This is a genomic window from Agathobacter rectalis ATCC 33656 (assembly GCF_000020605.1).
In the GTDB taxonomy this organism is placed as follows: domain Bacteria; phylum Bacillota; class Clostridia; order Lachnospirales; family Lachnospiraceae; genus Roseburia; species Roseburia rectalis.
This window is the reverse complement of record NC_012781.1, coordinates 1773029-1798668: the sequence shown is the minus strand read 5'-3', so window position 1 is coordinate 1798668 and position 25640 is coordinate 1773029. Positions and strand designations below refer to the sequence as shown.

The 25640-nt window shown below is 41.2% G+C and carries 24 protein-coding genes and 1 pseudogene; 23 read left to right on the top strand and 2 right to left on the bottom strand.

The genetic code is table 11. The annotated features are described in order from the left end of the window. Window positions 1-13: 13 nt before the first annotated feature. The 7 genes and pseudogenes from grpE (at window position 14) to thiI (ending at window position 8528) form a co-directional block, all read left to right on the top strand. Entirely contained in the window at window positions 14-679 is a 666-nt protein-coding gene (gene grpE / locus EUBREC_RS08600) for a nucleotide exchange factor GrpE (RefSeq protein WP_012742749.1), read from the top strand. Window positions 680-820: 141 nt separating this feature from the next. Next, a complete protein-coding gene (gene dnaK / locus EUBREC_RS08595) occupies window positions 821-2722 on the top strand; it encodes a molecular chaperone DnaK (protein ID WP_012742747.1) in 1902 nt (633 codons plus the stop codon). A gap of 156 nt (window positions 2723-2878) precedes the next feature. Further along, window positions 2879-4047 (top strand): annotated as a pseudogene (dnaJ, locus tag EUBREC_RS08590) (molecular chaperone DnaJ). Window positions 4048-4282: 235 nt separating this feature from the next. Continuing rightward, a complete protein-coding gene (gene prmA / locus EUBREC_RS08585) occupies window positions 4283-5254 on the top strand; it encodes a 50S ribosomal protein L11 methyltransferase (RefSeq protein ID WP_012742744.1) in 972 nt (323 codons plus the stop codon). An 11-nt stretch (window positions 5255-5265) separates the two neighbouring features. After that, window positions 5266-6006 carry a 16S rRNA (uracil(1498)-N(3))-methyltransferase gene (locus EUBREC_RS08580; RefSeq protein ID WP_012742743.1) on the top strand — a complete coding sequence of 247 codons (741 nt, stop codon included), beginning with the start codon at window positions 5266-5268 and terminating at the stop codon, window positions 6004-6006. A 46-nt stretch (window positions 6007-6052) separates the two neighbouring features. Continuing rightward, window positions 6053-7207, top strand: coding sequence for a cysteine desulfurase family protein (locus EUBREC_RS08575; RefSeq protein WP_012742742.1), 1155 nt, complete (start codon window positions 6053-6055; stop codon window positions 7205-7207). 136 nt (window positions 7208-7343) lie between these two features. After that, window positions 7344-8528: a tRNA uracil 4-sulfurtransferase ThiI gene (gene thiI / locus EUBREC_RS08570; RefSeq protein WP_012742741.1), complete on the top strand. Its 1185-nt coding sequence runs from the start codon at window positions 7344-7346 to the stop codon at window positions 8526-8528. A gap of 73 nt (window positions 8529-8601) precedes the next feature. On the opposite strand, the gene EUBREC_RS08565 is transcribed toward thiI, so the two are convergent. After that, a complete protein-coding gene (locus EUBREC_RS08565) occupies window positions 8602-8844 on the bottom strand; it encodes an HPr family phosphocarrier protein (protein ID WP_012742740.1) in 243 nt (80 codons plus the stop codon). Window positions 8845-8931: 87 nt separating this feature from the next. Here EUBREC_RS08565 and mtaB point away from each other — a divergent pair, with 87 nt between their 5' ends. The 15 genes from mtaB (at window position 8932) to EUBREC_RS08490 (ending at window position 23899) form a co-directional block, all read left to right on the top strand. Beyond that, complete coding sequence (mtaB, locus tag EUBREC_RS08560) at window positions 8932-10236, top strand: tRNA (N(6)-L-threonylcarbamoyladenosine(37)-C(2))-methylthiotransferase MtaB (RefSeq protein ID WP_012742738.1); 1305 nt, start codon at window positions 8932-8934, stop codon at window positions 10234-10236. Between the two features lie 60 nt (window positions 10237-10296). Beyond that, complete coding sequence (locus tag EUBREC_RS08555; RefSeq protein ID WP_012742737.1) at window positions 10297-10563, top strand: IreB family regulatory phosphoprotein; 267 nt, start codon at window positions 10297-10299, stop codon at window positions 10561-10563. 1 nt (window position 10564) lies between these two features. Beyond that, on the top strand, window positions 10565-10996 hold the full coding sequence (gene ruvX, locus EUBREC_RS08550; RefSeq protein ID WP_012742736.1) for a Holliday junction resolvase RuvX: 432 nt from the start codon (window positions 10565-10567) through the stop codon (window positions 10994-10996). A gap of 5 nt (window positions 10997-11001) precedes the next feature. Then, complete coding sequence (locus tag EUBREC_RS08545; RefSeq protein WP_012742735.1) at window positions 11002-11265, top strand: DUF1292 domain-containing protein; 264 nt, start codon at window positions 11002-11004, stop codon at window positions 11263-11265. Window positions 11266-11304: 39 nt separating this feature from the next. Continuing rightward, window positions 11305-12978, top strand: a complete 1674-nt coding sequence (locus EUBREC_RS08540) for a ribonuclease J (protein ID WP_012742734.1) — start codon at window positions 11305-11307, stop codon at window positions 12976-12978. Window positions 12979-12987: 9 nt separating this feature from the next. After that, window positions 12988-13398, top strand: a complete 411-nt coding sequence (locus EUBREC_RS08535; protein ID WP_012742733.1) for an endolytic transglycosylase MltG — start codon at window positions 12988-12990, stop codon at window positions 13396-13398. 49 nt (window positions 13399-13447) lie between these two features. After that, the gene (locus EUBREC_RS08530; protein WP_012742732.1) at window positions 13448-14089 is read left to right on the top strand and encodes an O-methyltransferase; all 642 of its coding nucleotides are present in this window, start codon (window positions 13448-13450) and stop codon (window positions 14087-14089) included. 27 nt (window positions 14090-14116) lie between these two features. Continuing rightward, window positions 14117-15370: a peptidase U32 family protein gene (locus tag EUBREC_RS08525; RefSeq protein WP_022293414.1), complete on the top strand. Its 1254-nt coding sequence runs from the start codon at window positions 14117-14119 to the stop codon at window positions 15368-15370. 168 nt (window positions 15371-15538) lie between these two features. Further along, window positions 15539-16105, top strand: coding sequence for an accessory gene regulator B family protein (locus tag EUBREC_RS08520; RefSeq protein WP_012742730.1), 567 nt, complete (start codon window positions 15539-15541; stop codon window positions 16103-16105). Further along, window positions 16095-16820 carry a LytR/AlgR family response regulator transcription factor gene (locus tag EUBREC_RS08515; RefSeq protein ID WP_012742729.1) on the top strand — a complete coding sequence of 242 codons (726 nt, stop codon included), beginning with the start codon at window positions 16095-16097 and terminating at the stop codon, window positions 16818-16820. Before EUBREC_RS08520 ends, EUBREC_RS08515 begins: the two co-directional genes overlap by 11 nt. Continuing rightward, a complete protein-coding gene (locus EUBREC_RS08510) occupies window positions 16817-18070 on the top strand; it encodes a sensor histidine kinase (RefSeq protein WP_012742728.1) in 1254 nt (417 codons plus the stop codon). The genes EUBREC_RS08515 and EUBREC_RS08510 overlap by 4 nt, the downstream gene beginning before the upstream one ends. A gap of 88 nt (window positions 18071-18158) precedes the next feature. After that, the gene (locus EUBREC_RS08505; RefSeq protein ID WP_012742727.1) at window positions 18159-19391 is read left to right on the top strand and encodes a hypothetical protein; all 1233 of its coding nucleotides are present in this window, start codon (window positions 18159-18161) and stop codon (window positions 19389-19391) included. Then, entirely contained in the window at window positions 19378-20931 is a 1554-nt protein-coding gene (locus EUBREC_RS08500) for an extracellular solute-binding protein (protein WP_012742726.1), read from the top strand. The genes EUBREC_RS08505 and EUBREC_RS08500 overlap by 14 nt, the downstream gene beginning before the upstream one ends. Beyond that, entirely contained in the window at window positions 20928-21791 is an 864-nt protein-coding gene (locus EUBREC_RS08495; RefSeq protein ID WP_012742725.1) for an ATP-binding cassette domain-containing protein, read from the top strand. Before EUBREC_RS08500 ends, EUBREC_RS08495 begins: the two co-directional genes overlap by 4 nt. Before the next feature lie 2 nt (window positions 21792-21793). Further along, window positions 21794-23899, top strand: coding sequence for an ABC transporter permease (locus EUBREC_RS08490; protein ID WP_012742724.1), 2106 nt, complete (start codon window positions 21794-21796; stop codon window positions 23897-23899). A 107-nt stretch (window positions 23900-24006) separates the two neighbouring features. Here EUBREC_RS08490 and aroC read toward each other — a convergent pair whose 3' ends face one another. Next, a complete protein-coding gene (aroC, locus tag EUBREC_RS08485; protein ID WP_012742723.1) occupies window positions 24007-25110 on the bottom strand; it encodes a chorismate synthase in 1104 nt (367 codons plus the stop codon). Between the two features lie 248 nt (window positions 25111-25358). On the opposite strand from aroC, the gene EUBREC_RS08480 reads away from it, so the two are divergent. Further along, a complete protein-coding gene (locus EUBREC_RS08480; protein ID WP_012742722.1) occupies window positions 25359-25634 on the top strand; it encodes a neopullulanase in 276 nt (91 codons plus the stop codon). The last annotated feature ends 6 nt before the right edge of the window (window positions 25635-25640 follow it).

Genomic DNA, 25640 nt, shown 5'->3' with positions numbered 1-25640 from the left:
AAGGTGGTCAAAAATGCCAGAGGATATTAAAAAAGAAGCAATCGACAATGAGACTGCAGAAAGCAAAGCAGAAGAGATAGAGATTGAAGGAGCTGATGAGGAAAGCACTCAGGCAGCCGAAGAAGCAAAAGATACAGATATTAATGAAACTGAATCAGATGATGATGCTTTAGCTGATGCAGATGCAAAAGCAGATGATAAGTCAGATGAAAAGAAAGGTCTCTTCAAGAAAAAGAAAAAAGACAAGAAGGATGAGCAGATAGAAGAGCTTAACGACCGTCTGAAAAGACAGATGGCAGAGTTCGAGAACTTCCGCAAGAGAAGTGAGAAGGAAAAATCCCAGATGTTTGACATGGGAGCAAAGACAATAGTTGAGAAAATCCTTCCTGTAATCGACAATTTCGAGAGAGGTCTTGCAGCAGTACCGGATGATAAGAAGGATGATCCTTTTATCACAGGTATGGATAAGGTCTACAAGCAGATGCTCACAGAGCTTGATGCTGCAGGTGTAAAGCCAATAGAGTGCGTAGGACAGGAGTTTGATCCTGATTTCCACAATGCAGTGATGCAGGTTGAAAATGATGAGCTTGAGTCAGGCACCGTAGCACAGGAGCTTCAGAAGGGCTATATGTACAAGGATTCAGTGGTACGCCACAGCATGGTATCGGTAGTACAGTAATGATGTGTACATCTATCCGGCATGGCAGTGAATCAGATTTATATGAATGCAGACAGCATTTAAGGGATTCATGTGAGACAACGGATGGTTACAAATATATTAAACATGTAAAAACACTATATTTAATAGGAGGAAAATAAAATGGGCAAAATCATTGGTATTGATTTAGGAACAACAAACAGCTGCGTAGCAGTTATGGAAGGTGGAAAACCTACAGTTATAGCAAACCAGGAGGGTGCAAGAACCACACCTTCAGTAGTTGCTTTCACAAAGACAGGAGAGAGACTTATCGGTGAGCCTGCAAAGCGTCAGGCAGTTACAAATGCTGAGAAGACAATTTCTTCTATCAAGAGACATATGGGTACAGATTACAAGGTGCAGATTGATGACAAGAGCTACAGCCCACAGCAGATTTCAGCTATGGTACTTCAGAAGTTAAAGGCTGATGCAGAGGGATACCTTGGTGAGAAGGTTACAGAGGCAGTTATCACAGTACCTGCTTACTTCAACGATGCTCAGCGTCAGGCTACAAAGGATGCCGGCAAGATTGCAGGTCTTGATGTAAAGCGTATAATCAACGAGCCTACAGCAGCAGCACTTGCTTATGGTCTTGACAATGAGAAAGAGCAGAAGATTATGGTTTATGACCTTGGTGGTGGTACATTTGATGTATCTATCATCGAGATTGGTGACGGAGTAATCGAAGTATTATCTACAAACGGTGATACACACCTTGGTGGTGATGATTTCGATAACAAGGTAACACAGTGGATGATTGACGAGTTCAAGAAGGCAGAGGGTGTTGATCTTTCTACAGACAAGATGGCACTCCAGAGATTAAAGGAAGCTGCTGAGAAGGCAAAGAAGGAGCTGTCTTCAGCTACTACTACAAACATCAACCTTCCATTCATCACAGCTACAGCAGAGGGACCAAAGCATTTCGATATGACTCTTACAAGAGCAAAATTCGATGAGCTGACACATGACCTCGTAGAGAGAACAGCAATCCCTGTACAGAACGCTATGAAGGATGCAGGCGTTACAAATGCAGACCTTGGACAGGTATTACTTGTAGGTGGTTCTACACGTATTCCGGCCGTACAGGACAAGGTAAAGCAGATGACAGGAAAAGAGCCAAGCAAGTCTCTTAACCCTGATGAGTGCGTAGCAATCGGTGCTTCTATCCAGGGTGGTAAGCTTGCAGGAGATGCCGGTGCAGGCGAAGTACTTCTCCTTGATGTTACTCCACTTTCTCTTTCAATCGAGACAATGGGTGGTGTTGCTACAAGACTTATCGAGAGAAATACAACTATTCCTACAAGAAAGAGCCAGATATTCTCTACAGCCGCTGATAACCAGACAGCCGTTGATATCAACGTAGTACAGGGTGAGAGACAGTTCGCCCGCGATAATAAATCACTCGGACAGTTCAGACTTGATGGTATCCCACCAGCACGTCGTGGAGTTCCACAGATTGAGGTTACATTCGATATTGATGCAAATGGTATCGTAAATGTGTCTGCAAAGGATCTTGGAACAGGAAAAGAGCAGCACATCACAATCACAGCAGGATCTAATATGTCTGATGATGAGATTGATAAGGCTGTTAAAGAGGCTGCTGAGTTTGAGGCACAGGATAAGAAGAGAAAAGAAGCAATCGATGCAAGAAATGATGCTGAGAGCTTTGTATTCCAGACAGAGGATGCATTAAAGCAGGTTGGAGATTCTGTTGATGCCGCTGATAAGTCAGCAGTTGAGGCTGATATCGCAGCAGTTAAGTCATTCCTTGATGCACATAAAGAGGCTGAGGCTATGACAGAGGCTGATGTTGCAGAGCTTAAGGCCGCACAGGAGAAGCTCACACAGAGTGCTCAGAAGGTATTTGCAAAGATGTATGAGCAGGCTCAGGCAGCGCAGGGAGCAGCAGGAGCAGGACCTGACATGAATGCAGGAGCAGCAGGAGCAGCAGGACCTGATATGAATGCAGGCGCTTCAAACGGTGCAGATGATGATGTCATCGACGCAGATTTCAAGGAAGTATAATTAAACAGATGCTGCCATAATGATATGAGAATTAATGACCTGTAATTTGGGTTATCAATCAAAGCATCATAATGGCTGCGTAAGTAAAATTACTCGCAAGGTTGGCCGCTTGGCCGGCCTTGCGAATTAGTTGTATAATAAAAGGAATTTTCAATTATGGCAGAAAAAAGAGATTATTATGAGGTATTAGGAGTATCTAAGACCGCTACAGATGCAGAGATTAAAAAAGCCTTCAGACAGCAGGCAAAGAAATATCATCCTGACATTCATCCGGGTGATAAAGAGTGTGAGGAGAAGTTTAAGGAGGCTCAGGAGGCCTATGCCGTATTGTCTGATCCGGATAAGAGACGCCAGTATGATCAGTTCGGTCATGCAGCATTTGATGGCACAGGCGGCGGAGCCGGTGGCTTTGATTTCTCAGGCATGGATATGGGGATATTTTTGGTGACATTTTCGGAGATTTCTTCGGAGGTGGAAGAAGCAGTGGCAGAAGAAATGGTCCTGCACAGGGTGCAAATGTCCGTCTCAGTGTAAGAATTTCTTTTGAGGAAGCTATATTTGGCTGCACAAAGGAGCTTGAATTCAACTATAAGGAGACATGCTCTACCTGTGGCGGCAACGGAGCTAAGCCGGGCACATCTCCTGAGACATGTACCCAGTGTAATGGTACAGGTAAGGTTGTCAGACAGAGTCAGTCTCTGTTTGGTGTAGTGCAGAATGTCACAACATGTCCATCCTGCGGTGGTTCGGGCAAGGTAGTAAAGGATAAGTGTCCTACATGTCACGGTACAGGCTACAATACCAAGAAGGTCAGAAAGACTGTTGAGATTCCAGCCGGTATAGATAATGGACAGTGTGTCAGAATACGTGAATACGGCGAGCCGGGCATAAATGGCGGACCGCGTGGAGATCTTCTTGTTGAAGTTATTGTTTCAGGCAGCAGGGATTTTGAGCGTCAGGATGTTAATATCTTTTCAAAGGCATCCATCTCGTATGCTATTGCAGCCTTAGGTGGAGATATAAGAATCAAGACTGTTGATGGAGATATTATATACACAGTTGCACCGGGTACACAGACAGGTACACGTATCCGCTTAAAGGGCAAGGGTGTTCCTTCAACAAGAAATAAAGCAATAAGAGGTGACCATTATGTCACACTTGTTGTCAATACGCCTACAGGTCTGTCTAAGGATGCTAAGGAGGCTCTTAAGAAGTTTGATGAGCTTTCAGGCGGTTCTCTGACCAAGGAGGGCGGAGCTTCTACTGATTCTAAAAAGAAAAAAGGATTTATGGATAAGCTCAAGGAGTCTTTGGACGATCTGTAAATAGATGATCTGTAATAGATGTCCTATAATATATGTCCCGCCATGTGTGGCGGGGCATTTTTTAGGCTATTTTTACGTATAAAAAAATGGGGCTTTTATACAGCACATTTTTATGGTATTATATGAGATAAGTTGTGGAGGCAGTCGTATGACTGCCTTGTAAAATGTACGGAAATGTTTTGAAATAAAACTGTATTTATACTATATATCTATTTTATTAAGAGAGGATTTTTATATGAAGTGGAAGAAATACACGATTGAGACAACAACCGCGGCTGAGGATTTCATGAGCAGCATGCTTATGGAGCTTGGTATCGAGGGAATCGAGATTGAGGACAATATTCCCCTGACCAAAGAGGACCAGGCGGATATGTTTATTGATTTTCTGCCGGAGCTGCCTCCGGATGAGGGCATAAGCCATGTCAGCTTTTATATTGAGGATGATGGCAGTGATCAGTCAGATATGCTTAGAAAGGTAAAGCTTGGACTTGAGGATTTAAGAGATACTGTTGATGTGGGAAGCGGTGTAATTTCGTCATCTGAGACAGAGGATCTCGACTGGATTAATAACTGGAAGAAGTATTTTTCATCATTTACAATCGGTGATATATTGATTAAGCCTACATGGGAAGAGGTAAAGCCTGAGGATGCGGATAAATTTATGATAGAAATTGATCCGGGAATCTCCTTTGGTACAGGAAAGCACGAGACAACACAGCTTTGTATCAAGCAGCTTATCAAGTATATTGAGGGCGCAAAGGAAGCACCTACAGTGCTTGATGTGGGCTGTGGAAGCGGAATCCTTTCAATTGTAGCTTTAAAGCTTGGTGCAAAGGAGGTTGTAGGTACTGACCTTGATGCTGACTGCATGATTTCTACGCGTGACAATATGCAGGTCAATCATCTGGATGAGAAGCTTGGCACGTTTTATGTCGGCAATCTCATAGATGATACAGAGCTTCAAAAGAAGGTCGGTACAGAAAAATATGATATCGTTGTTGCAAATATCCTTGCTGATGTCATCATTCCTATGGCACCTGTTATTCCTGACAGGTTAAAGGAAGGCGGATATTTCATCACATCGGGTATCATAGATTTCAAGGAAAATGAAGTTAAAGAGGCTATCGAAGCAGCGGGGCTTAAGGTGATAGAAATCAATCATCAGGGTGAATGGGTCAATATCACTGCGCAGAAGCTGACTAAATAGTTTGGTGGATTATGTATCAGTTTTTTGTAGAGGAAGAGCAGGTTCATTCTGACAGCATCTCAATCACCGGAGGTGACGTAAATCACATAAAGAATGTACTGCGCATGAAAAACGGGGAAAAAATAAGAGTAAGCTCAAAATCCGGACAGGCATATTTCTGTCACATATCATCGGTTCTGGATGATGAGGTCATCGCAGCTATTGACAGTGCAGATGAGACAGGCACAGAGCTTGACAATCACATCGTGCTGTATCAGGGGCTGCCAAAGGGCGATAAGATGGAGCTTATTATTCAAAAGGCTGTGGAGCTTGGTGTATCTGAGATAGTACCGGTTGCCATGAAAAACTGTGTGGTAAAGCTGGATGAAAAAAAGGCAGCAAAAAAGCTGCAGAGATGGCAGGCTATTGCTGAGAGCGCAGCAAAGCAGTCAAAGCGCACTGTGATTCCCACTGTGAAGCAGCCGGTTACATACAAGGAAGCTTTGAAAATCGCTTCAGAGCTTGACAGCACGCTGGTGCCATATGAGAATGAGCGTGGCATGGATGCGACAAGAGAGATAATGGGGCAGCTTAAGGCTGGTCAGACTATCGGTGTTGTCGTGGGTCCTGAGGGCGGCTTTGCACCGGAGGAGATAGCACTTGTGGATGAGCATGCTACAATGCACAGAATAAGCTTGGGACGCAGGATTTTACGCACGGAGACAGCAGGACTTGCTGCACTTGCCATGCTTGTATACAATTTGGATGTATAGACAATAGAGATACTTAACAGTTAAGAAGTAGAAGTTAGGAGCAAAAATGGAAGCATATTTGGATAATTCTGCCACAACCAGATGTTCAAAAGCAGCGGCAGATATAGTTTATAAGCTGCTTACAGAGGATTACGGTAATCCTTCATCACTTCATATGAAGGGCGTTGAGGCAGAAAATTATATTAATGATGCTAAGAAAAAGATTGCAAAGACACTCAGGGTGCAGGACAAGGAGATACTATTTACATCCGGCGGCACAGAGTCGAATAATACTGCAATAATAGGTGCTGCAATGGCCAATAAGCGTGCAGGAAGGCATATCATCACATCTTCTGTAGAGCACGCATCGGTTTTGTCTGTGATGCAGTTTCTGGAGGAGCAGGGCTTTGAAATCACATATCTGCCTGTAAACCATGACGGCGTGATAAGTGTTGAAGAGCTGAAAAATGCTGTAAGGGAGGATACAATTCTTGTATCGCTTATGCATGTAAACAATGAGATTGGCGCAGTCATGCCGATTGAGGAGGCGGGAGCAGCTATAAAAGAGAAAAATCCTGCCGCACTTTTTCATGTGGATGCCATACAGTCCTACGGCAAGCTTGAAATCAGACCAAAGCGCATGAATATAGACATGCTTTCAGTCAGTGGACACAAGATTCACGGACCAAAGGGCAGCGGATTTTTATATATAAAGGACAAGACTAAAATCAAGCCGATTATATACGGAGGCGGCCAACAGAAGGGCATGCGCTCAGGTACGGAAAATGTTCCTGCATATGCAGGTCTTGGAGTGGCAGCAGAGGAAATTTACACGGATTTTGATAAAAAAATAGCACATATGTATGAGCTTAGGGATCATTTTATAGAGTCAGTGCAGCGTATTGACGGAGTATCGGTAAACGGACGCATAGACCATACAAATGCACCTCATGTGGTAAGCGTGAGCGTAGATGGTGTGAGAGCGGAGGTTATGCTTCATACTCTTGAGGACAGGCAGATATATGTGTCTGCAGGAAGTGCATGTTCATCAAACAAACCGGCAATCAGTTCAACACTAAAGAGCATAGGGCTTAAGCCGTCACTTTTGGATTCCACGATCAGATTCAGCTTTTGCGTGAATACCACACAGGAGGAAATTGATTACGCTGTATCAGTTATGGCAGAGGTGATACCAATGCTGCGAAGATATACAAGGCGCTAATGAGCTGCAAAGAGATCGCAGGTATTAGCATAGCCGGTAACCATGAAGGGCTAAAAAAGTTACGCATACAATGAAATATTAAGTAATTAAAAATAATAAATAAAACCAATAAATAAAACCAGAACAGGAGAGTTACATGTACAAGACATTTTTGATCAAGTATGCTGAGATTGCGATAAAGGGCAAAAACAGATACATTTTTGAAGACGCGCTCGTTAAGAATATCAAATATCAGCTTCGCAATGTGGATGGAAGCTTCGAGGTAAGAAAGGAAAGCGGACGTGTGTACGTTGAGACAGACGGAGACTATGATTATGACGAGACAGTTGCCACATTGTCAAGAATTTTTGGTATCGTGGGTATCTGTCCGGTTGAGCTGCATGAGGATGAGGGCTTTGACAAGCTCTGTGAAGCAGTTATCGAGCATATCAACCATGTATACAAGGATAAGAGCTTTACCTTCAAGGTAAATGCGAGACGTGCCAGAAAGAACTATCCGATGACCTCCATGGAGATAAATGCTGCAGTCGGTGAAAAGGTGCTAGAGGCATTTCCTGAGACAAGGGTAGATGTTCATAATCCACAGGTTATGATCAATATCGAGATCAGACCTATGATAAATATTTATTCAGAGGAGATTCCCGGACCGGGCGGTATGCCGCTTGGCACAGCAGGAAAGGCAATGCTTCTTCTCTCAGGTGGAATCGACAGCCCGGTTGCAGGATACATGATTGCAAAGCGAGGCGTGGTAATCAATGCCACATATTTCCATGCACCGCCATATACGAGTGAGAGAGCAAAGCAGAAGGTTGTAGACCTTGCAAAGAAGGTTGCCAGATATTCGGGCAGGATAAAGCTGCATGTTGTCAATTTTACCGATATACAGCTTGCCATATATGAGAAATGTCCTCATGATGAGCTGACCATCATCATGCGCAGATACATGATGAAGATAGCAGAGCACTTTGCCGATGAGGATAAATGCTTAGGCCTTATCACAGGTGAGAGCATCGGACAGGTTGCAAGCCAGACAATGCAGTCACTTGCTGCAACAAACGAGGTGTGCCATATGCCTGTATACAGACCTCTCATTGCCATGGACAAGAATGATATCATTGATATATCAAACAAAATTGATACCTATGAGACATCGATTCTTCCGTATGAGGACTGTTGTACTATTTTCGTAGCAAAGCATCCTGTTACAAAGCCGAATATAAACAGGATTAAGAAGTCTGAGGAAAGACTTAACGATGTGATAGATGAGCTTATGAAGACAGCTATAGATACTACAGAAGTGATTATGGTGGATGCTGAGTAATCAGTGCCACCTTAGAGCAAAATAAAAAGGACCTGAGCTTCAGGTCCTAATTAATCAAATCATTGTGTCTGTATTACTTGGCTTCGTCGATGATATATGGCTTTAATACTTCCATAATCTCGTCAAGTCCGGTTTCTGTATGTATAGCGAGCTCTATTGGCTTAGAGAGGTCTAGGCTGAAGATACCCATAATTGATTTAGCATCAATGACATATCTGCCCGATATTAAATCAAAATCGAAATCAAACTGAGTAATAGCGTTAACGAATGATTTTACTTTCCCAATGGAATTTAATGAAATCTGTACTGTTTTCATATTGAAAACCTCCTTAAATAACTACTGTCATATAGATAGTAATAGTTTTTTAAGGAAAAGTCAATTAAATAGGAGTAAAAAAATAAAATGAAAAAAGCAGCCTTACATAATTTAGGATGTAAAGTAAATGCATATGAGACAGAGGCCATGCAGCATCTGCTTGAGGAGGCGGGCTATGAGATAGTTCCATTCACACAAAAAGCTGATGTGTATGTCATAAATACATGCTCAGTCACCAACATGGCTGACAGAAAATCCAGACAGATGCTTCACAAGGCAAAGAAAAATAATCCGGACTCAATAGTTGTGGCAGCCGGCTGCTATGTGCAGACAAGTGAAAAAGAGGTATTAAACGACTTATCGGTGGACATAGTCATCGGAAATGACAGAAAGCATGACCTTGTAAGGCTGCTTGAGGAATACTCTTTGGACAGTGTAAACGATACCGTGGACGATATAAATGACGGAAAGCATGATTTTGAGGAGCTCTTTATAGACCAGACAAAGGAGCACACGAGAGCCTTCATCAAGGTGCAGGACGGCTGTAATCAGTTTTGCAGCTATTGTATCATTCCGTATGCCAGAGGACGTGTCAGAAGCCGTAGGTTTGAAAATGTAATAGCAGAGGTTGAAAGGCTCGCGGCAAACGGCTTCAAGGAGGTTGTGCTGACAGGTATCCATCTAAGCTCATACGGTGTGGATTTTGAGGAAGCTGTAGGCCTTCTTGAGCTGATACAGGCAGTGAACGCAGTAAAGGGCATAGAGCGCATCAGGCTTGGGTCACTTGAGCCTAAGATTGTGACAGAGCACTTTGCGAGCGAGCTTTCAAAGCTTGATAAAATATGTCCTCATTTCCATCTGTCGCTTCAGAGCGGCTGCGATGCAACACTTAAGAGGATGAACAGAAAATATACCACTAAAGAGTACGAGAGAGGCTGTGAGCTTTTGCGTAAATATTTTGTTCATCCGGCCATCACAACCGATGTGATTGTGGGATTTCCCGGTGAGACAGAGGAGGAGTTTGAACAGACTAAGGCATATCTTGAGCATATACATTTTTATGAGATGCATATCTTTAAGTACTCAAAGCGAAAAGGCACCCGCGCAGCAGTAATGCCTGACCAGATAGATGAGCAGATTAAGGCGGCACGAAGCGAAAAGCTCATAGCACTCGGTCATGACATGTCTAAGGAGTTCAGGAAATTCTATATCGGAAAGAATGAGGAGGCGCTTTTTGAGGAAAAGGCCGTAATCGGTGATAAAGAATACTTTGTCGGATATACTAAGGAATATGTCAAGGTCGCTAAGGAAACTGACGAAAACCTTGAAAATCAGATAGTTTCAGGCCGTATATCGGGTATGCTTACAGACGAAATATTACTCTTCGAATAATAAAAGGTTGTAATTTTATTACATTTATAATAAAATAATATTACAAGAAGGGCGAAACGTATGGAAAAAAATATTAACAACACACAATTTTTTACAGTTCAAAAGGAGCCTGAGCTTCAGGTAAGCGATGTACTTGAGATTGTGTACAAGGCATTAAAGGAAAAGGGCTACAATCCTGTTAATCAGATTGTTGGATATATTATGTCCGGAGATCCAACATATATCACAAGCCACAATAACGCGAGAAGTCTCATCATGAAGGTTGAGAGAGACGAGCTTGTGGAGGAGGTTCTCAAGACATACATTGAGAACAGCGCATGGGATTAATATGAGGATATTAGGTCTTGATTTTGGTTCAAAGACAGTCGGAGTAGCGGTGAGCGACGAGCTCTTAATCACAGCACAGGGCGTTGAGATAGTGCGCAGGAAGTCGCCATCCAAGCTCAGACAGACTTTGGCACGTATTGAGGAGATTATTGCGGAGTACAAGGTGGACAGGATTGTGCTCGGCTATCCTAAAAACATGAATAACACGGAAGGAGAACGCTGCGAGAAGACGAAGGAGTTCGGGGATATGCTTGCAAGGCGCACAGGTCTTGAGGTCATATACTGGGATGAGCGTCTTACGACAGTCGCAGCCGACCGTTCTATGATGGAAACCGGCATACGCAGGGAGAATCGCAAGGAGTTTGTTGATGAGATAGCAGCGATTTTTATTTTGCAGGGATATTTGGATTATCTGTCAAATAGTCGGTCTTAGTTTTTATGCAGAAAATTAAATTTACTGATCCGCAGACCAATGATGTTGTCGAGTTTGCGGTTGAAGAAGAGACAACACTTAATGGAACACGATATCTTTTAGTTTCCGAAGGAGAAGAAAGCGGAGACTGTGAAGCATATATTTTAAAAGAAGTAAGCACAAAGGATGAAGAGGTGCTTTATCAGATGGTTGAAGACGATGTTGAGTTTTCGGCTATTGCTAAGGTATTTTCTGAGCTTACGGATGATGACACTGCACTTGAATATTAGGATTGCAGTTGTACGTGAAATAAATTTGGAGGTAATATTTTGAAGAAAACAGAAAAACAGAATACAGGTAAGCTTAAGATTATTCCACTTGGAGGATTAGAGCAGATTGGAATGAATATTACTGCCTTTGAGTATGAGGACAGTATTATTGTAGTAGATTGCGGATTATCATTCCCTGAGGACGATATGCTGGGAATAGATTTGGTTATCCCTGATATCACATATCTTAAGGAGAACATCGATAAGGTCAAGGGATTCTTTATCACTCATGGACATGAGGATCATATCGGTGCTATTCCTTATGTGCTTAAGGAGATAAATGTACCGATATACGCTACAAAGCTTACCATCGGAATTATTGACAGAAAGCTTGAAGAGCATGGCATGCTCAAGACTGTCAAGAGAAAAGTCGTAAAATACGGACAGCATATCAACCTTGGCTGCTTCAGGGTTGAGTTTATAAAGACTAACCACAGTATCCAGGATGCGGCAGCGCTTGCTATCTATTCACCGGCAGGTATAGTTGTTCATACAGGCGATTTCAAGGTGGACTATACACCTGTATTTGGAGATGCAATCGACCTTGCAAGGTTTGGTGAGATTGGAAAGAAGGGCGTGCTCGCGCTTATGTGCGACAGTACCAATGCAGAAAGACCGGGCTTCACACAGTCTGAGAAGTCTGTCGGAAAGGTATTGGACGGCATCTTTGAGGATCACAGGAAAAACAGAATTATCATTGCTACATTTGCATCAAATGTAGACCGTGTGCAGCAGATTATCAACTGTGCGGAGAAGTACGGCAGAAAGGTAGCCATCGAGGGACGAAGCATGGTAAATATCATTTCCATAGCCTCAGAGCTTGGCTATCTGTCGCTGCCTGACAATATTCTTATAGATGTAGAACAGCTTAGAAGCTATCCTGATGAGCAGACTGTCATCATCACGACAGGAAGCCAGGGAGAGTCAATGGCAGCTCTTTCACGTATGGCAAACGGTACCCACAGAAAGGTATCCATAAAGCCAAACGATACCATTGTATTCAGCTCAAACCCTATACCGGGAAATGAGAAGTCGGTTACAGGTATCATCAATGAGCTCATGATGAAGGGTGCAGATGTTATATTCCAGGATGTCCATGTTTCCGGCCATGCGTGTCAGGAGGATATAAAGCTTATTTATTCTCTTGTCAATCCAAAGTACGCAATCCCTGTTCATGGAGAGTACAAGCATCTTGTGGCACAGGCAAAAATAGCCGAGCAGCTCGGATATGATACAGACCACATCAAGATCCTTTCATCAGGAGATGTGCTTGAAATCAATGAGGACGGTGCCAAGGTGACAGGCAGAGTGCATGTGGGCAATGTCATGGTCGATGGACTCGGTGTAGGAGATGTAGGAAATATCGTGCTCCGTGACAGACAGCGTCTGGCTGAGGACGGAATCATCATCGTTGTGATGACACTTGAGGCAGGCTCAGGACAGCTGCTTGCAGGTCCTGATATAGTATCGAGAGGATTTGTATATGTGCGCAATTCTGAGAGCCTGATGGATGAGGCGAAATGCGTGCTGGATGACACAATGGAGCGTCTGACAGACAACAATGTGACAGACTGGGGCAAGATAAAGACAGAGGTAAAGGATGCATTGGGAGACTTTGTTTGGAAGGAAACAAAGAGAAGACCGATGATTATACCTATAATTATGGAAGTGTAGGAACAGCTTATGGATTTTAACAAGGCTTTATTTGGTTTTATAAGGGTTGCTTTTTCAATAATGATTGCTCTTTTAGTGCTGTTTGCGGGCATAAAAATCTGCAGCATCTGCTATGATTTTGGCTACAGAGTTTTTACTGAGCCTGCCATGACAAATGGCGATGGTCAGGATGTACTCGTTCAGGTGGAAAAGGGCATCTCCGCAGAGGAGCTTGGACAGCTTTTAGAGGACAAGGGCCTTGTAAGGGATCACAATTTATTTTATCTCCAGCTTAAGCTGTCTGCTTACTCAGGACATATAAAGCCAGGGATATACACACTCAACACTTCAATGACGGCAAAGGATATGATGGTAATCATGTCCTCCGACAAGAGCGATGAAGAACAGACACAGACTACGGAGCCTTCGGATACACAGTAATTATCCGTTAAGCGCATTTGTGTCAATAATTAGATTAGGAAATACAAGAATGATAGTTGATGAGAGACTTGTCACATATATCAATTCCTTGGACAGAGGCAACACGCCTGTATTAGATGAGATAGAGAAGGAAGCCTTAAGAGACTTCGTTCCGATTATCAGAAAAGAGATGCAGAGCTTTTTAAAGCTGCTTCTTGCAATGCAAAAACCAATGCGTATTCTCGAGGTGGGAACAGCGGTTGGTTTTTCTGCCGTTTTGATGGCAGAGTATGCACCGAAGGGTTGTCAGATAGTGACGATTGAAAATTACGAAAAAAGAATACCTATCGCAAAGGCCAACTTTGAAAGAGCCGGGAAGCAGGAGCAGATTACACTCTTAGAGGGCGATGCAACAGAAATACTTCCACAGCTTGAAGGACAGTTTGACATGATATTTATGGACGCGGCAAAGGGACAGTATATCAACTTTATGCCGCAGGTGCTTCGTCTTTTAAAGACAGGCGGGGTGCTGGTGTCCGACAATGTGCTGCAGGATGGCGATATTATAGAATCGCACTATATCGTTGAGCGCAGAAACCGTACCATCTACAAGCGTATGAGGGAGTATCTCTACGAGCTTACACACTCCGATGAGCTGGTGACGGCAGTGATGCCTATAGGTGATGGAATTACGGTGTCAACAAAGATTTGATGAATACAAAACTGTATGGGAGAAAAAATGAGAAAAATAGAATTACTTTGTCCGGCGAGCAGCCTGGAGGTACTTAAGATAGCAGTTATATATGGAGCTGATGCAGTTTACATCGGTGGAGAGGCATTTGGACTCAGGGCCAAGGCTAAGAATTTCTCAATGGAGGAGATGGCAGAGGGCGTGGCCTTTGCGCATGCTCACGGTGTGAGAGTGTATGTTACTGCCAATATTTTGGCTCACAACTATGACCTTGACGGAGTGCGTGAATATTTTACAGAGCTTCACAATATGAAGCCGGACAGACCTGATGCACTGATCATTGCAGACCCGGCAGTTTTCATGATTGCAAAGGAGGTCTGCCCGGAGATAGAAAGACATGTCAGCACACAGGCCAACAACACGAACTACGGCACATATCAGTTCTGGTGGAATCTCGGAGCCAGCCGCGTGGTGACAGCCAGAGAGCTTTCGCTTAAGGAGATAAAGGAGATAAGAGGGCATATAGATGACAGGATGGAGATAGAGACCTTCGTGCACGGAGCAATGTGTATCTCATATTCCGGCCGATGCCTGCTTTCCAACTATTTCACAGGCCGTGATGCGAATAAAGGCGCGTGCACACATCCGTGCCGCTGGAAGTACTCTGTTGTGGAGGAAAAGCGCCCGGGTGAGTATCTGCCGGTATACGAGAATGAGCGTGGCACATATATCTTCAACTCAAAGGATCTGTGCATGATAGAGCATATTCCGGATCTGATTGATGCAGGAATAGACAGCTACAAGATAGAGGGACGTATGAAGACCGCTCTCTATGTGGCAACAGTAGCAAGAACCTACCGCAAGGCGATAGATGATTATCTTGAGTCACCTGAAAAATACGAGGCAAATATGCCATGGTACTTAGAGCAGATAAAGAGCTGTACCTACAGACAGTTTACCACAGGCTTTTTCTACGGAAAGCCTTCGGAGGAGACTCAGATATACGATAACAATACTTACGAGAAGGGCTACACTTATCTCGGTATCGTAGGTGCACCAAATGAAAAAGGTCTCTACCGCATGGAGCAGAGAAACAAGTTCTCAGTTGGCGAGCAGATAGAAATCATGAAGCCAAACGGTGACAATGTGCTTGCAACAGTGCTTGCGCTCGTTGATGAGGACGGCAATGAGATGGAATCCTGCCCACATCCACAGCAGGTATTCTATGTAAAGCTGTCAGAGACACCTGATGAGTTTGATATTTTAAGACGTCAGGAGAATGAGGCTATCGCTTTAGATTAAAATAATTGTTTTTTAGAAATGAATCCGCTATACTAAATTATGGTATTGCGGATTTTTTGTAAAAAAATATATACACATATAGTTTATATATAATTATTTTACTGAAAAAAATGCAGTTTATTGAATTATTACTATCTATTTCATTAGTATATATAAGGAACAGGTTAAATGATAGAACAAATAGCCAATATAATTAGCGATAATAATGAAGAAAAAGAAATAGTATATTTTGGTCTTAAGAGACTAAAGGTGATTTTGATTACCTGTATATTGGTTATAATTACAGGAATGTTATTACATGAAATAAGTCAAACCATTCTGTATATAGCTTGCCTTTTACCATTACGTCAGAATGCAGGTGGCTATCATATGCAAAAGATATGGAAATGCTCTATTTTCTCATATATCATTTTAGTATTAATGATTTTCTATTTAAAATACGTTGAATTGAATGTTGGAGTAAATGTGATTCTATTAATTAGTTCTATAATAATTATATCTATACTCTCACCAGTTTGTAATAAGAATCATTATTTGGATAACATGGAGAAAAAAGTATATGGACGGCGTGCAAGGCTTGTTTGCTATATTGAAGGTTTAATATTTATATTCTTTATTTATTTAAAAAAATGGTATAAGATAATTGTAATGGCAGAAGTAACTACTGCTGTATTATTGATAATAGGAAAAATACAAGAAAAAATAATAGAAAGAAAAGCTATCAATGATTTATAAAGTGGCAATATGTGATGACGAGATTAATCAGTGCGCTGTACTCGAAAAAATAATTATTGAATATTTTAATAACAGAGCTGAAAAATGCGAGGTTGAAGTATGGTATGATTCTATGTCATTATGCAGAGACATAAAAGAATTCAATCCGCAGATACTTTTTCTGGATATTGAGTTACCGGGTGATAATGGGGTTTATGCAGGAAAATATATAAGGGAAACGCTTCATAATGACAGGATGAATATTGTGTTTATTTCTCATAAAACAAGCTATGCTATGGAGCTTTTTCAAATTCATCCATATGATTTTCTTATAAAACCGATAGATGATAATGTTTTGTATGATACCATGACTAAAATATTACAACTTGAAGATGTGCAGAAAAAAGAATTCAGATATACATATAATAAGACAGGATATTCTATTCCATATGGTGAAATTATGTTGTTTTCCAGTAGAAATAAAACTATTACTATATGCAAAACCGATGGTGAAAGTGTATCTTATTATGGAAAACTTAGTGATATTGTATCAAATCTTCCGTTTCAGTTTGTCTGCATAAGCAAGTCATATATAGTCAATATAAAATGTATTAAATCATGGAAAAGTGATGCTGTTTTACTGAAAAATGGTATGGAAATAAGTATAGCACAGTCTAAAAGGGCTTCATTTAAGCAAGCAATTTTTAACTATGGAAGGAGTAAGGAAGTGATATGACTTTTGAAAAAGCAATGGTTATTTTGTTTACAAAGGTAGCTCAGACTGTTATTGCAGAAAGATTTACTCATACTTTTTTTGATAATGATGGAAACAGAGTGCGAAAGGTATTTGCATATTTATTTAGTGTTTTTATAGCGATATTTGTAAACTTGTTTTTTTATAAACCGATATTTAATTTCCTTAGTATTTTCTTAGGGCTGTCAGCAATTGCTTTATCATATAATGGTACGATAAAAAGAAAATGTATATTTGTTTTTTATATTTTGGCAGTAAGCTGTCTCATAGATTTAGTAGTAAGTGCATTTTTGATAAAGCCCTTTGGATATGATGGATATTCAGCTTTTGTAAGTATATTTGCTCTTTTATTATTGCATGCTGCACAGTTGATTACAGAAAGATTTTTTGGAAATGATTTAGGCATAGAGCTGAATAATCGTTATTGGTTGTTTATTATTGCGTCGTTATTAGTATGTATTATAACATCAATAGTAATATTTATGGATAAAACCGTGTCATCATTTTCTCTTTCGTTAGTCTGCGGAGCATTTCTGCTTGTGAATATTATTATTTCATATCTGATGGATGATCTTGTTAAGTCTTCTCAGAAGGCTTTGGAAAATCAGGTACTTAGAGATCAGGTTAGTTCTTATGAAAGAGAGATTATGCTTCAGAATGAAAACATGGAGGCATTAAGATCATTTCGACATGATATGAAACGTCATTTTGCAGAGATTTCGGTGCTTGCTTCAACAGGCGAAATAGAACAGATAAAAAATTATGTGTCAGCTATGGAGAATAATCTTGTAGAATCAAGGCGGCTGGTTGATTCGGGTAATACGGCGCTTGATACAGTTTTAAATTATATGCTTCAGCGTGCGGTGGATAAGAAAATTCAGTTGAATGTAAAAGTTGTGGTTCCGAGTGATTTAAAATTATCGGCATATGATATGAATATTATTTTTGGAAACCTTTTGGAGAATGCGATAGAGGCACAAAAAGATGTAAAAAATCCAAGCATAGATTTGGAAATTAATTATTTAATGGATTCACTTGTTGTTGAGATTAGTAACAGGTGTTTACAAAAAGTGATATTTAAAGGGGGATTGCCGATTACGACAAAACAATCTGTAAGAGAACATGGTTATGGATTAAAGAATGTAAAGAAAGTGCTTGATAAATATATAAGCACACTGGATTTTGAGTGTTCAGATGAACGGTTCACCGTGAAAATATTGATGAAAATTTAATAAATTCACCTTGAAAAGTACTAATTTCGCCTTTTGCATTCGGAGTAATTTGTTTTATGTATAATATTATCAAAAAGGGAGGGGCACTATGAAGAAAAAACGCATATTAATCGCATCAATCATCTTCATACTTATCATCTGTATTGTGACTGCGGTTTTTATAATAAAGAATAGAAACCGCAGTACATCCAATACAATGTACACATATGGCTCTGGAGATGTACGATGTAATTATTCAGAAGACAATGTACTGTATCTTGATGATTCCGGAATACTGCATCTCATCGATACGGCATCAGGCAAGGACATGGTCTATTGCGATAAGCCCAACTGCACACATGAAGGATTCTCGGGCTCCAATGAGAAGCCCTCATGTCCTGCAGCTTTTTATGGTTTAGAAGGAGCCGGAACGGTGCTTTACAATGACCATCTTTATTATGTAGGAAATATGTCGGATGAAGATATGACAGTTCAATATCTGTATGTTATGGACTCAAACGGTGAGAATCGTAAAAAAGCAGCCAAATTAGAGAATGTTCAGAATGTTACGGCTGTTTTGTACAGGGATAATTATGTTATAGGAGCTTACAGTAACAGAATAGAGCTTAATGATGAAGGACAGATTGTAAATGATGATAAGCCTGAAGCCGGTATTTTTGTTATAGATCTCGATAATTACAAGGTGTATATGAGTGATAAGATAACAAGCGAACAGGCAAATATTACGGACATATATTATGAAGACGAAGTAGTGTACTATTCGACTGTGCGGTTTGGAGATGATGTTACAGAGCTGATGATAGAGGAGGGAGCGTCAGATGATGCGGAGTCTTTTGCTTATGATAATATGCTTAATGGAATATATCAATATGATATAGCAGATGAAAAGACAACATGTCTGACGGAAATAGACCATATTAACGATCTTAGGCTGTTAGATGGCGATGGTTATTATTCGTCAAAGGATGGATATTTTGTGTTTGACACCGAAAGCAGACAGACAAGACAGCTTCCGATAGATGCGGATGGAAAAACACAATATGGACCATTAAAAAAGAGCGGAGACTTTTTATATTATGCCCTTTCTGAAGAAAAAAGTGATGAAGTGACATATTATCGCTTGAAGGATGATAAGAGTGAAGAACTGATGAAGCTGTCTACTGAAAAGGCATTTAGCATTGCAAGCATATGCGGTCAGTCGGTATATGTCACATATACAAATGATAACGGAAAGTTGTGCCTTGGGGTAATAAGTCTTGATGAATTGAACAAGGGAGTATTTGAACCAAAGGAATTGAGGTGTTTTGATGATGAAGAATAGTAAGAAAAAGGGTATTTTGATAGCGGTTGCAGTAGCAGTCATTGTTGTTATAGCAGTGGCGGCAGTCTGCCTTAACAGAAAAACGGATAATGCCGGAGCTGTCAGCGAAGGCCGGACAGAGTCGGCTGATAAAACAAAAAAGTCGGATAAAGCTGATAAAGAAGAATCAGAGAACAAAAGAAATTCAGATGCGCAGGTTATAACGTTTGCTATACCTGATATTTGTAAGATTGATAAGAATAATCTAAAGAAGTTCAACGATGCACTTGCTGCGGACGGACATGATTATGAGCTCGAAATCAAAACCTTGTCCTATGACAATTACGGACAGGCTGTTGAGGGAGCCTTGGAAAACGGTAAAACAGATATAGCATTCCTGGGTTTCGGTGATGCTGCCGGAAATAATCCGGTGTATGATCTGGTACGCTCGGATCTGGTCCTGAATCTTGATGATATCTTATCAGGCGATAAAGGAAAAACACTTTATGAGGCTTTTCCAAAGAATCTTTGGGAGATGGTTAAATGCGATAAGCATATTTATTCGATTCCGTCAGCACTTGCAAGTGGTGAGGGAGTAGTTTATGCAGCCTTCAACAGGGATTACGTTTCTGACGATGCGATAAGTGCATGGGATGGCAGCATAGACGGAATATATCAGATACTTCAGGGGGTTAAATGGGATAAAAGTGATACTCCGAGGTTCGAGTATCTCATAAACGGATATAGATTTGATGATATGCTTGGCTGTGAGATAAGAAACGGGCTCTGCTTCGACTATGATACTATGTCTGTTGGAAATCCTTTAGAGTCACAGAAATTTACCGGGTATCTGAGGGTGCTTGACCGGATGAAGAAAGACGGCTATATGTCTGATGATTTGACAAATGAGATAACATATCTCAACAATCCGGGGCTGAATGATGCTCAGATATTAAAAAATATCAAGGCAGGCAATTTTGCGGCTGCTTTATGTGTCGGTAGCGTGGATGAAAATTTCAAAAAGGACAATATCACGGTAAAGGAAGTAAAGACTTACCTTTCATCAAGGATAAACAGCTCCATCGGTGTAGCAAAGAAAGCAAAGGATGCTTCTGCTGTGATGGATTTCCTTAGTCTGTTATATGGAGATGAAAAGTACGGCAATATCCTTTTGTACGGTGAAAAAGATAAGGATTATAAGCTTAAAGATGGCATTGCAGAAGCTTGTGATGGAGGCAGTCTGGATGATGACTATCTGACGAAGCTTAGTCTTAATCTTTTCGTGAATGTTTATCCGACAAAGAACGAGAAATATGTGGACAATCGTAAGAAGGAGTTTTTTGACTTTTATGACAATGCCACATTGTCTCCGTTTATCGGCTTCGAACCGGATACTAAGAATATGGGCAGTATTTCAACAGATTTAGATGATTTCATGACAGGACTGCATGGTGCCACTGTAGATGATACTTTAGACGGTGCCGTACAAAAGCTTACAGCAGATGGAATGGACAGCTATCTTGACAGTGTAAGAAACCAGTGGGAGGAATATAAACAATGACACTTGAATTGGAGGGGCTTACAAAAGTTTATAAGGATAAAACTGCGCTGGATGATGTGTCTTTTTCATTTACACCCGGCATATATGGGCTTTTGGGACCTAATGGAGCCGGTAAATCAACTATGATGAATCTCATTTCTGACAATCTGACTCCATCAAAAGGCCGTGTGCTGCTTGACGGAAGGGGCATAGACGAGCTTGGAAGTGAATACAGGAAGCTTCTCGGATATATGCCGCAGCAGCAGAATATATATCCGGAGCTTAGTCTTAGGCGTTTTCTTTACTTTATGGCATCCCTGAAAGGGTTAAAAAAGAGTGAAGCCGGTAAAGATATAGAGCACTATGTGCGCATGGTAAAGCTTGATGATGTCCTTGGAAAGAAGCTTGGAGCTTTTTCGGGTGGAATGAAGCAGAGAGCACTGATAGCACAGGCACTTATAGGCAATCCCGGCATCCTTATACTGGATGAGCCGACGGCGGGGCTTGACCCAAAGGAGAGAATCAGAATCCGTAATCTGATATCAGAGGTTGCAAAGGACAAGATCGTTATTATTGCGACTCATGTGGTTACGGATGTAGAGTTTATCGCTAAAGAGATAGTTATGTTAAGCAACGGTAAAATAATAAGGAGTGGTTCTCCGTCAAAGCTGCTTAATGAGCTGGATGGAAAGGTATGGAATATTTTTTTATCGGATAATGAGATAGATGAGGTGAACACCGGATATAAGGTGAGCAATATTTCAAGGGATGCAGACGGTGTCATAGCCCGCATTATTGCCGATTCGTATGATGGCAGATGGCAGAAGGAGGCTGTGCGGCCAAATCTTGAGGACTTGTATTTGTATCTTAATGGGGACTGAAAATGGATATAGTAAAAAACGAAATATGTAAACTATTGACTAAAAGAACAGTGCTTATTCTTTTGTTTTTGCTTGTTCTTAATCCTGTTCTTGGACTGTATACCATGAATACCGTAAATGATGATGGGTATACAGATAAGGACTACAGCGCGCTGTATGGCGAAATAAGCAATTACAGCCGTGAGGAGGTTTTGCCGGAAATTGAACAAAGGCAGATGACGGCAGAAACTTACGGCAGGATTAGTCTGTGCAGCAGGGTATACAAGGAAGTAGGAGCATGTCTGTCTTATGATGAGTATCTCGACTCTGTAAATGAAAAGGCTGACGAGATTTCGATTATGAATAAGTTTTCCGGCAATGGAGGCTTCGCAGAGAAAAATGCTGCTAAAACGAGCAGAGTCTACAGTAAGCTTAAAGGTACAGTGCCTGAGGTTATTGATGCATCGGGACTTTTGAATATTACAGACAATGAGCTTACCGACTATGTGGCTGTGATTATGCTTTTTATCATTGCGCTCAATCTTGTGTTTTATGAAAAAAGCGAGAACCAGCTTGCATTGCTTAGAACAACTGCAAGGGGCAGAAGGCAGCTTATGGCGTCAAAGTCATTTGTGATGATTATGGCGGTCATTCTTATCACATTACTGTTGTATGGCATCAATGCAGTCATAAGCATGTGCTTTTACAATCCGATAAATCTGAAAAGTCCGCTTCAAAGTGTTTATCTGTACTATGGCAGTCCGTTTAAGCTTAGTATAGGACAATTTCTGGCATGCTATTTTCCTGTGAAAATAATAAGCTTTATATTGCTTGGCATGTTTTTTATGCTGATATGCGCAGCGCTTGACAATATTATATTTGTGTTCGTTGTTTCTGCAGTGACAGTGGTTATTGAGGCTATCTGCTACACAACGATATCAGGAACCAGCTTCCTAGCCTTCCTTAAGTACATAAATATCATGTATGGAGTCAGGACAGGCAGACTTTTTTCTGATTATGTCAATATCAATCTGTTTGGATATCCGATTAATACCGGGGTATTGTATGGCTTGTTCTGGCTTGTGTGTATAGCTGTATGTATTTTTGCGGTTACAAATTATCTCAATTCGGTGCATGAAAAGAAGCTGCTTTTACTGCCCGGCTTTGCCTGCGGTAAAAATACAGGCTGCCATACATCTTTATTTTTGCACGAATGCTATAAGGCACTTGTTCCGGGAAAAGTGTTACTTATTTTGATTGCAGCAGCTCTTTTTGTGGTATGGTGGAATCCGGCAGAGAAGCTTTCATATGACTCGGTTGATGAGGTGTATTACAAGGAATATATGGACAAATATTATGGACCTTTAACTGCCAAAACCAATGAGCTTCTGGATGAAGAAAGAGCAAAATACGACAGACTGTCAGATAACATTGCTTACGATATGGAGCAGGGGAAGAGTGAAAGCTATATCAATATAAAGTACAAGGATGAACTGAGCAGACAGGAGGCATTCAACAAGCTTACAGCACATGTGGATTATCTTAAGACGTTAAAAGAGGGCTGGCTGTTTTTTGAAAAGGGCTATGATATCCTTACCGACAGAACAGACTTCAAAAACCGTGATACAGCACAGGCATTTGTGTATGTTATTCTCCTAATAGCAATAGCCTGCGGTATATGTGGAGCGGATTATGCAAACCATGAAATCCGTCTTTTAAGGACTACCCGCCGTGGCAGGAAACAGCATATGGGAATCAAATGCATACTTGGTTTTTTAGGCGCTGTCACAGCATTTGCACTTGTATATATTGTGCGGCTGTGCAATGTGCTTTCGGCATATGGCACGCAGGGGCTTAATGCTCCGGCGGCAAGTATGGAGCATCTGTGGCGTGTTTCGCAGAATATATCGGTAGGGCAGTATATACTTATCATAATGCTGATGCGCTTTATAGGGGGATTACTGGTCAGCCTGTTTGTTTTTGCAATGTTTAAATACTTAAGAAGCGGCATGTCTGTGATTATATCATGCATCCTTTTTATTGTGCTGCCACTGGCGCTTGTGGCTTTTGGGGTGACGAATGCGCAGTATATGTTGTTAAATCCGCTGCTTCTTGGAAATATATTCTAAAATATATTTTGAATTCACTAGGAAAAACATTACAGATTGTTCCAATGAAATAGATAAAAAGCATCTGTCTGGAAAACCGGATAGATGCTTTTTACTATAGGACAAAGTTATAATTTTTTATAAAAATCTGTGATGCGGTCCATGCGTGCCCCCATATTCATAAGCAGTGCATCCGCAATAGTAATTGCAGCCATAGCTTCAACAACAACAACAGCACGTGGCACGATAATCGGGTCATGACGTCCCTTGATGGAAATCTCTATATCTTCACCGGATTTATTTACAGTGTGCTGTGTAGCTGCGATTGAAGGAGTAGGCTTTATGGCAGCTCTGAAAATAAGCGGTGAGCCGTCTGTCATGCCGCCGAGAGTACCACCGGAGTGATTTGTCTCTTTTGAAACAGCGCCATCCATCATAATAAAGGCATCATTGTTTGTAAGTCCGGTTGCCTTTGCTGCATCAAAGCCATCGCCGATTTCGAAGCCCTTTACAGCTCCGATAGACATAATAGCTTTTGCCAGATTGGCATCAATTTTCTCGAATACAGGATCACCGAGCCCGACAGGAAGACCTGTGATTACACATTCACACACACCGCCTGAGGAATTGAGTGATTTAAGGCATTCATCCAGATATTCAGAAGCCTTTTGTGCTGCATCGGAATCAGGCATATAAAGTGAATTGTTGTAAATCTCATGGGCATCAAAATTAACCTCATTAATTGTAACAGGACCTATTGATCTGGTGTATGTAAGAAATTTTATGCCAAGGCTCGAGAGCATCTTTACAGCGATAGCACCTGCTGCAACACGGCCTATTGTCTCGCGTCCCGAAGAACGACCTCCGCCTCTGTAGTCTCTGAAGCCGTATTTCTCATCAAAGCAAAAGTCAGCATGTCCCGGACGATAGTATGAAGCAATCTCACTGTAATCCTTTGATTTCTGGTTTTTATTCCACACAACCATAGAAACAGGTGTACCTGTAGTCTTTCCCTCAAACACACCGGAGAGAATTTCAACCGTATCATCCTCCTTGCGTGGAGTAGTGAACTTGGACTGTCCCGGCTTTCTTCTGTTTAAGAATATCTGAATATCCTCCTCACACAGCTCAAGCCCCGCAGGAACGCCGTCCACAACGACACCTAAGCCCTTTCCGTGTGATTCTCCCCATGTTGTTACCTTAAAAATATTTCCGTATGATGAACCTGCCATGATGGTCTCCTTATTATAATAATGGGTAACTATTTAAACCTCTGAGAACAAAAAATGATACATCATGCTTGCATGTAAACAGCATTTTTGGTTTTCAATGTGACTCGAATAGTTACGATAATAAATACATTATAATTAATAGCAAGTTGAATAGTCAAGAAAACTATGATATTATTTTATTTAGATAACTTTCGAACTATGTTTGTGTATAATTATGTGATTAAAGGGTCAAAACGGATATTTACATTTTGGGAGAAATATGGCATAATGCTCTTCCGTGGTTGCGTGGAGATGAGTTCGATGCGGTTATGAACTATCCGCTTGGAGAGAGCATCAAGGATTTCTGGATAGTCAGAAAGATGGGCTGGGTGGATACATATGTGGAGGTTATAGTCAACTGCTCTGATGAGGATATTGAGGTGCCAAAGGACGGCGAGGTACTTTTTGAGAGACATTGCATAGATACCACACTGCTGACCAACGGAATATTAATCAGAAAAATCGTAGGCAATGGCGATAAGTAAAAGAAA

Coding starts and splice junctions, on each gene's coding strand:
- EUBREC_RS08500 (WP_012742726.1), top strand. CDS start 19,378: ATGATGAAGAATAGTAAGAAAAAGGGTATTTTGATAGCGGTTGCAGTA.
- EUBREC_RS08575 (WP_012742742.1), top strand. CDS start 6,053: ATGGAAGCATATTTGGATAATTCTGCCACAACCAGATGTTCAAAAGCA.
- EUBREC_RS08525 (WP_022293414.1), top strand. CDS start 14,117: ATGAGAAAAATAGAATTACTTTGTCCGGCGAGCAGCCTGGAGGTACTT.
- EUBREC_RS08510 (WP_012742728.1), top strand. CDS start 16,817: ATGACTTTTGAAAAAGCAATGGTTATTTTGTTTACAAAGGTAGCTCAG.
- EUBREC_RS08580 (WP_012742743.1), top strand. CDS start 5,266: ATGTATCAGTTTTTTGTAGAGGAAGAGCAGGTTCATTCTGACAGCATC.
- ruvX (WP_012742736.1), top strand. CDS start 10,565: ATGAGGATATTAGGTCTTGATTTTGGTTCAAAGACAGTCGGAGTAGCG.
- mtaB (WP_012742738.1), top strand. CDS start 8,932: ATGAAAAAAGCAGCCTTACATAATTTAGGATGTAAAGTAAATGCATAT.
- EUBREC_RS08565 (WP_012742740.1), bottom strand. CDS start 8,844: ATGAAAACAGTACAGATTTCATTAAATTCCATTGGGAAAGTAAAATCA.
- thiI (WP_012742741.1), top strand. CDS start 7,344: ATGTACAAGACATTTTTGATCAAGTATGCTGAGATTGCGATAAAGGGC.
- EUBREC_RS08520 (WP_012742730.1), top strand. CDS start 15,539: ATGATAGAACAAATAGCCAATATAATTAGCGATAATAATGAAGAAAAA.
- prmA (WP_012742744.1), top strand. CDS start 4,283: ATGAAGTGGAAGAAATACACGATTGAGACAACAACCGCGGCTGAGGAT.
- EUBREC_RS08490 (WP_012742724.1), top strand. CDS start 21,794: ATGGATATAGTAAAAAACGAAATATGTAAACTATTGACTAAAAGAACA.
- aroC (WP_012742723.1), bottom strand. CDS start 25,110: ATGGCAGGTTCATCATACGGAAATATTTTTAAGGTAACAACATGGGGA.
- dnaK (WP_012742747.1), top strand. CDS start 821: ATGGGCAAAATCATTGGTATTGATTTAGGAACAACAAACAGCTGCGTA.
- grpE (WP_012742749.1), top strand. CDS start 14: ATGCCAGAGGATATTAAAAAAGAAGCAATCGACAATGAGACTGCAGAA.
- EUBREC_RS08505 (WP_012742727.1), top strand. CDS start 18,159: ATGAAGAAAAAACGCATATTAATCGCATCAATCATCTTCATACTTATC.
- EUBREC_RS08545 (WP_012742735.1), top strand. CDS start 11,002: ATGCAGAAAATTAAATTTACTGATCCGCAGACCAATGATGTTGTCGAG.
- EUBREC_RS08555 (WP_012742737.1), top strand. CDS start 10,297: ATGGAAAAAAATATTAACAACACACAATTTTTTACAGTTCAAAAGGAG.
- EUBREC_RS08515 (WP_012742729.1), top strand. CDS start 16,095: ATGATTTATAAAGTGGCAATATGTGATGACGAGATTAATCAGTGCGCT.
- EUBREC_RS08495 (WP_012742725.1), top strand. CDS start 20,928: ATGACACTTGAATTGGAGGGGCTTACAAAAGTTTATAAGGATAAAACT.
- EUBREC_RS08530 (WP_012742732.1), top strand. CDS start 13,448: ATGATAGTTGATGAGAGACTTGTCACATATATCAATTCCTTGGACAGA.
- EUBREC_RS08535 (WP_012742733.1), top strand. CDS start 12,988: ATGGATTTTAACAAGGCTTTATTTGGTTTTATAAGGGTTGCTTTTTCA.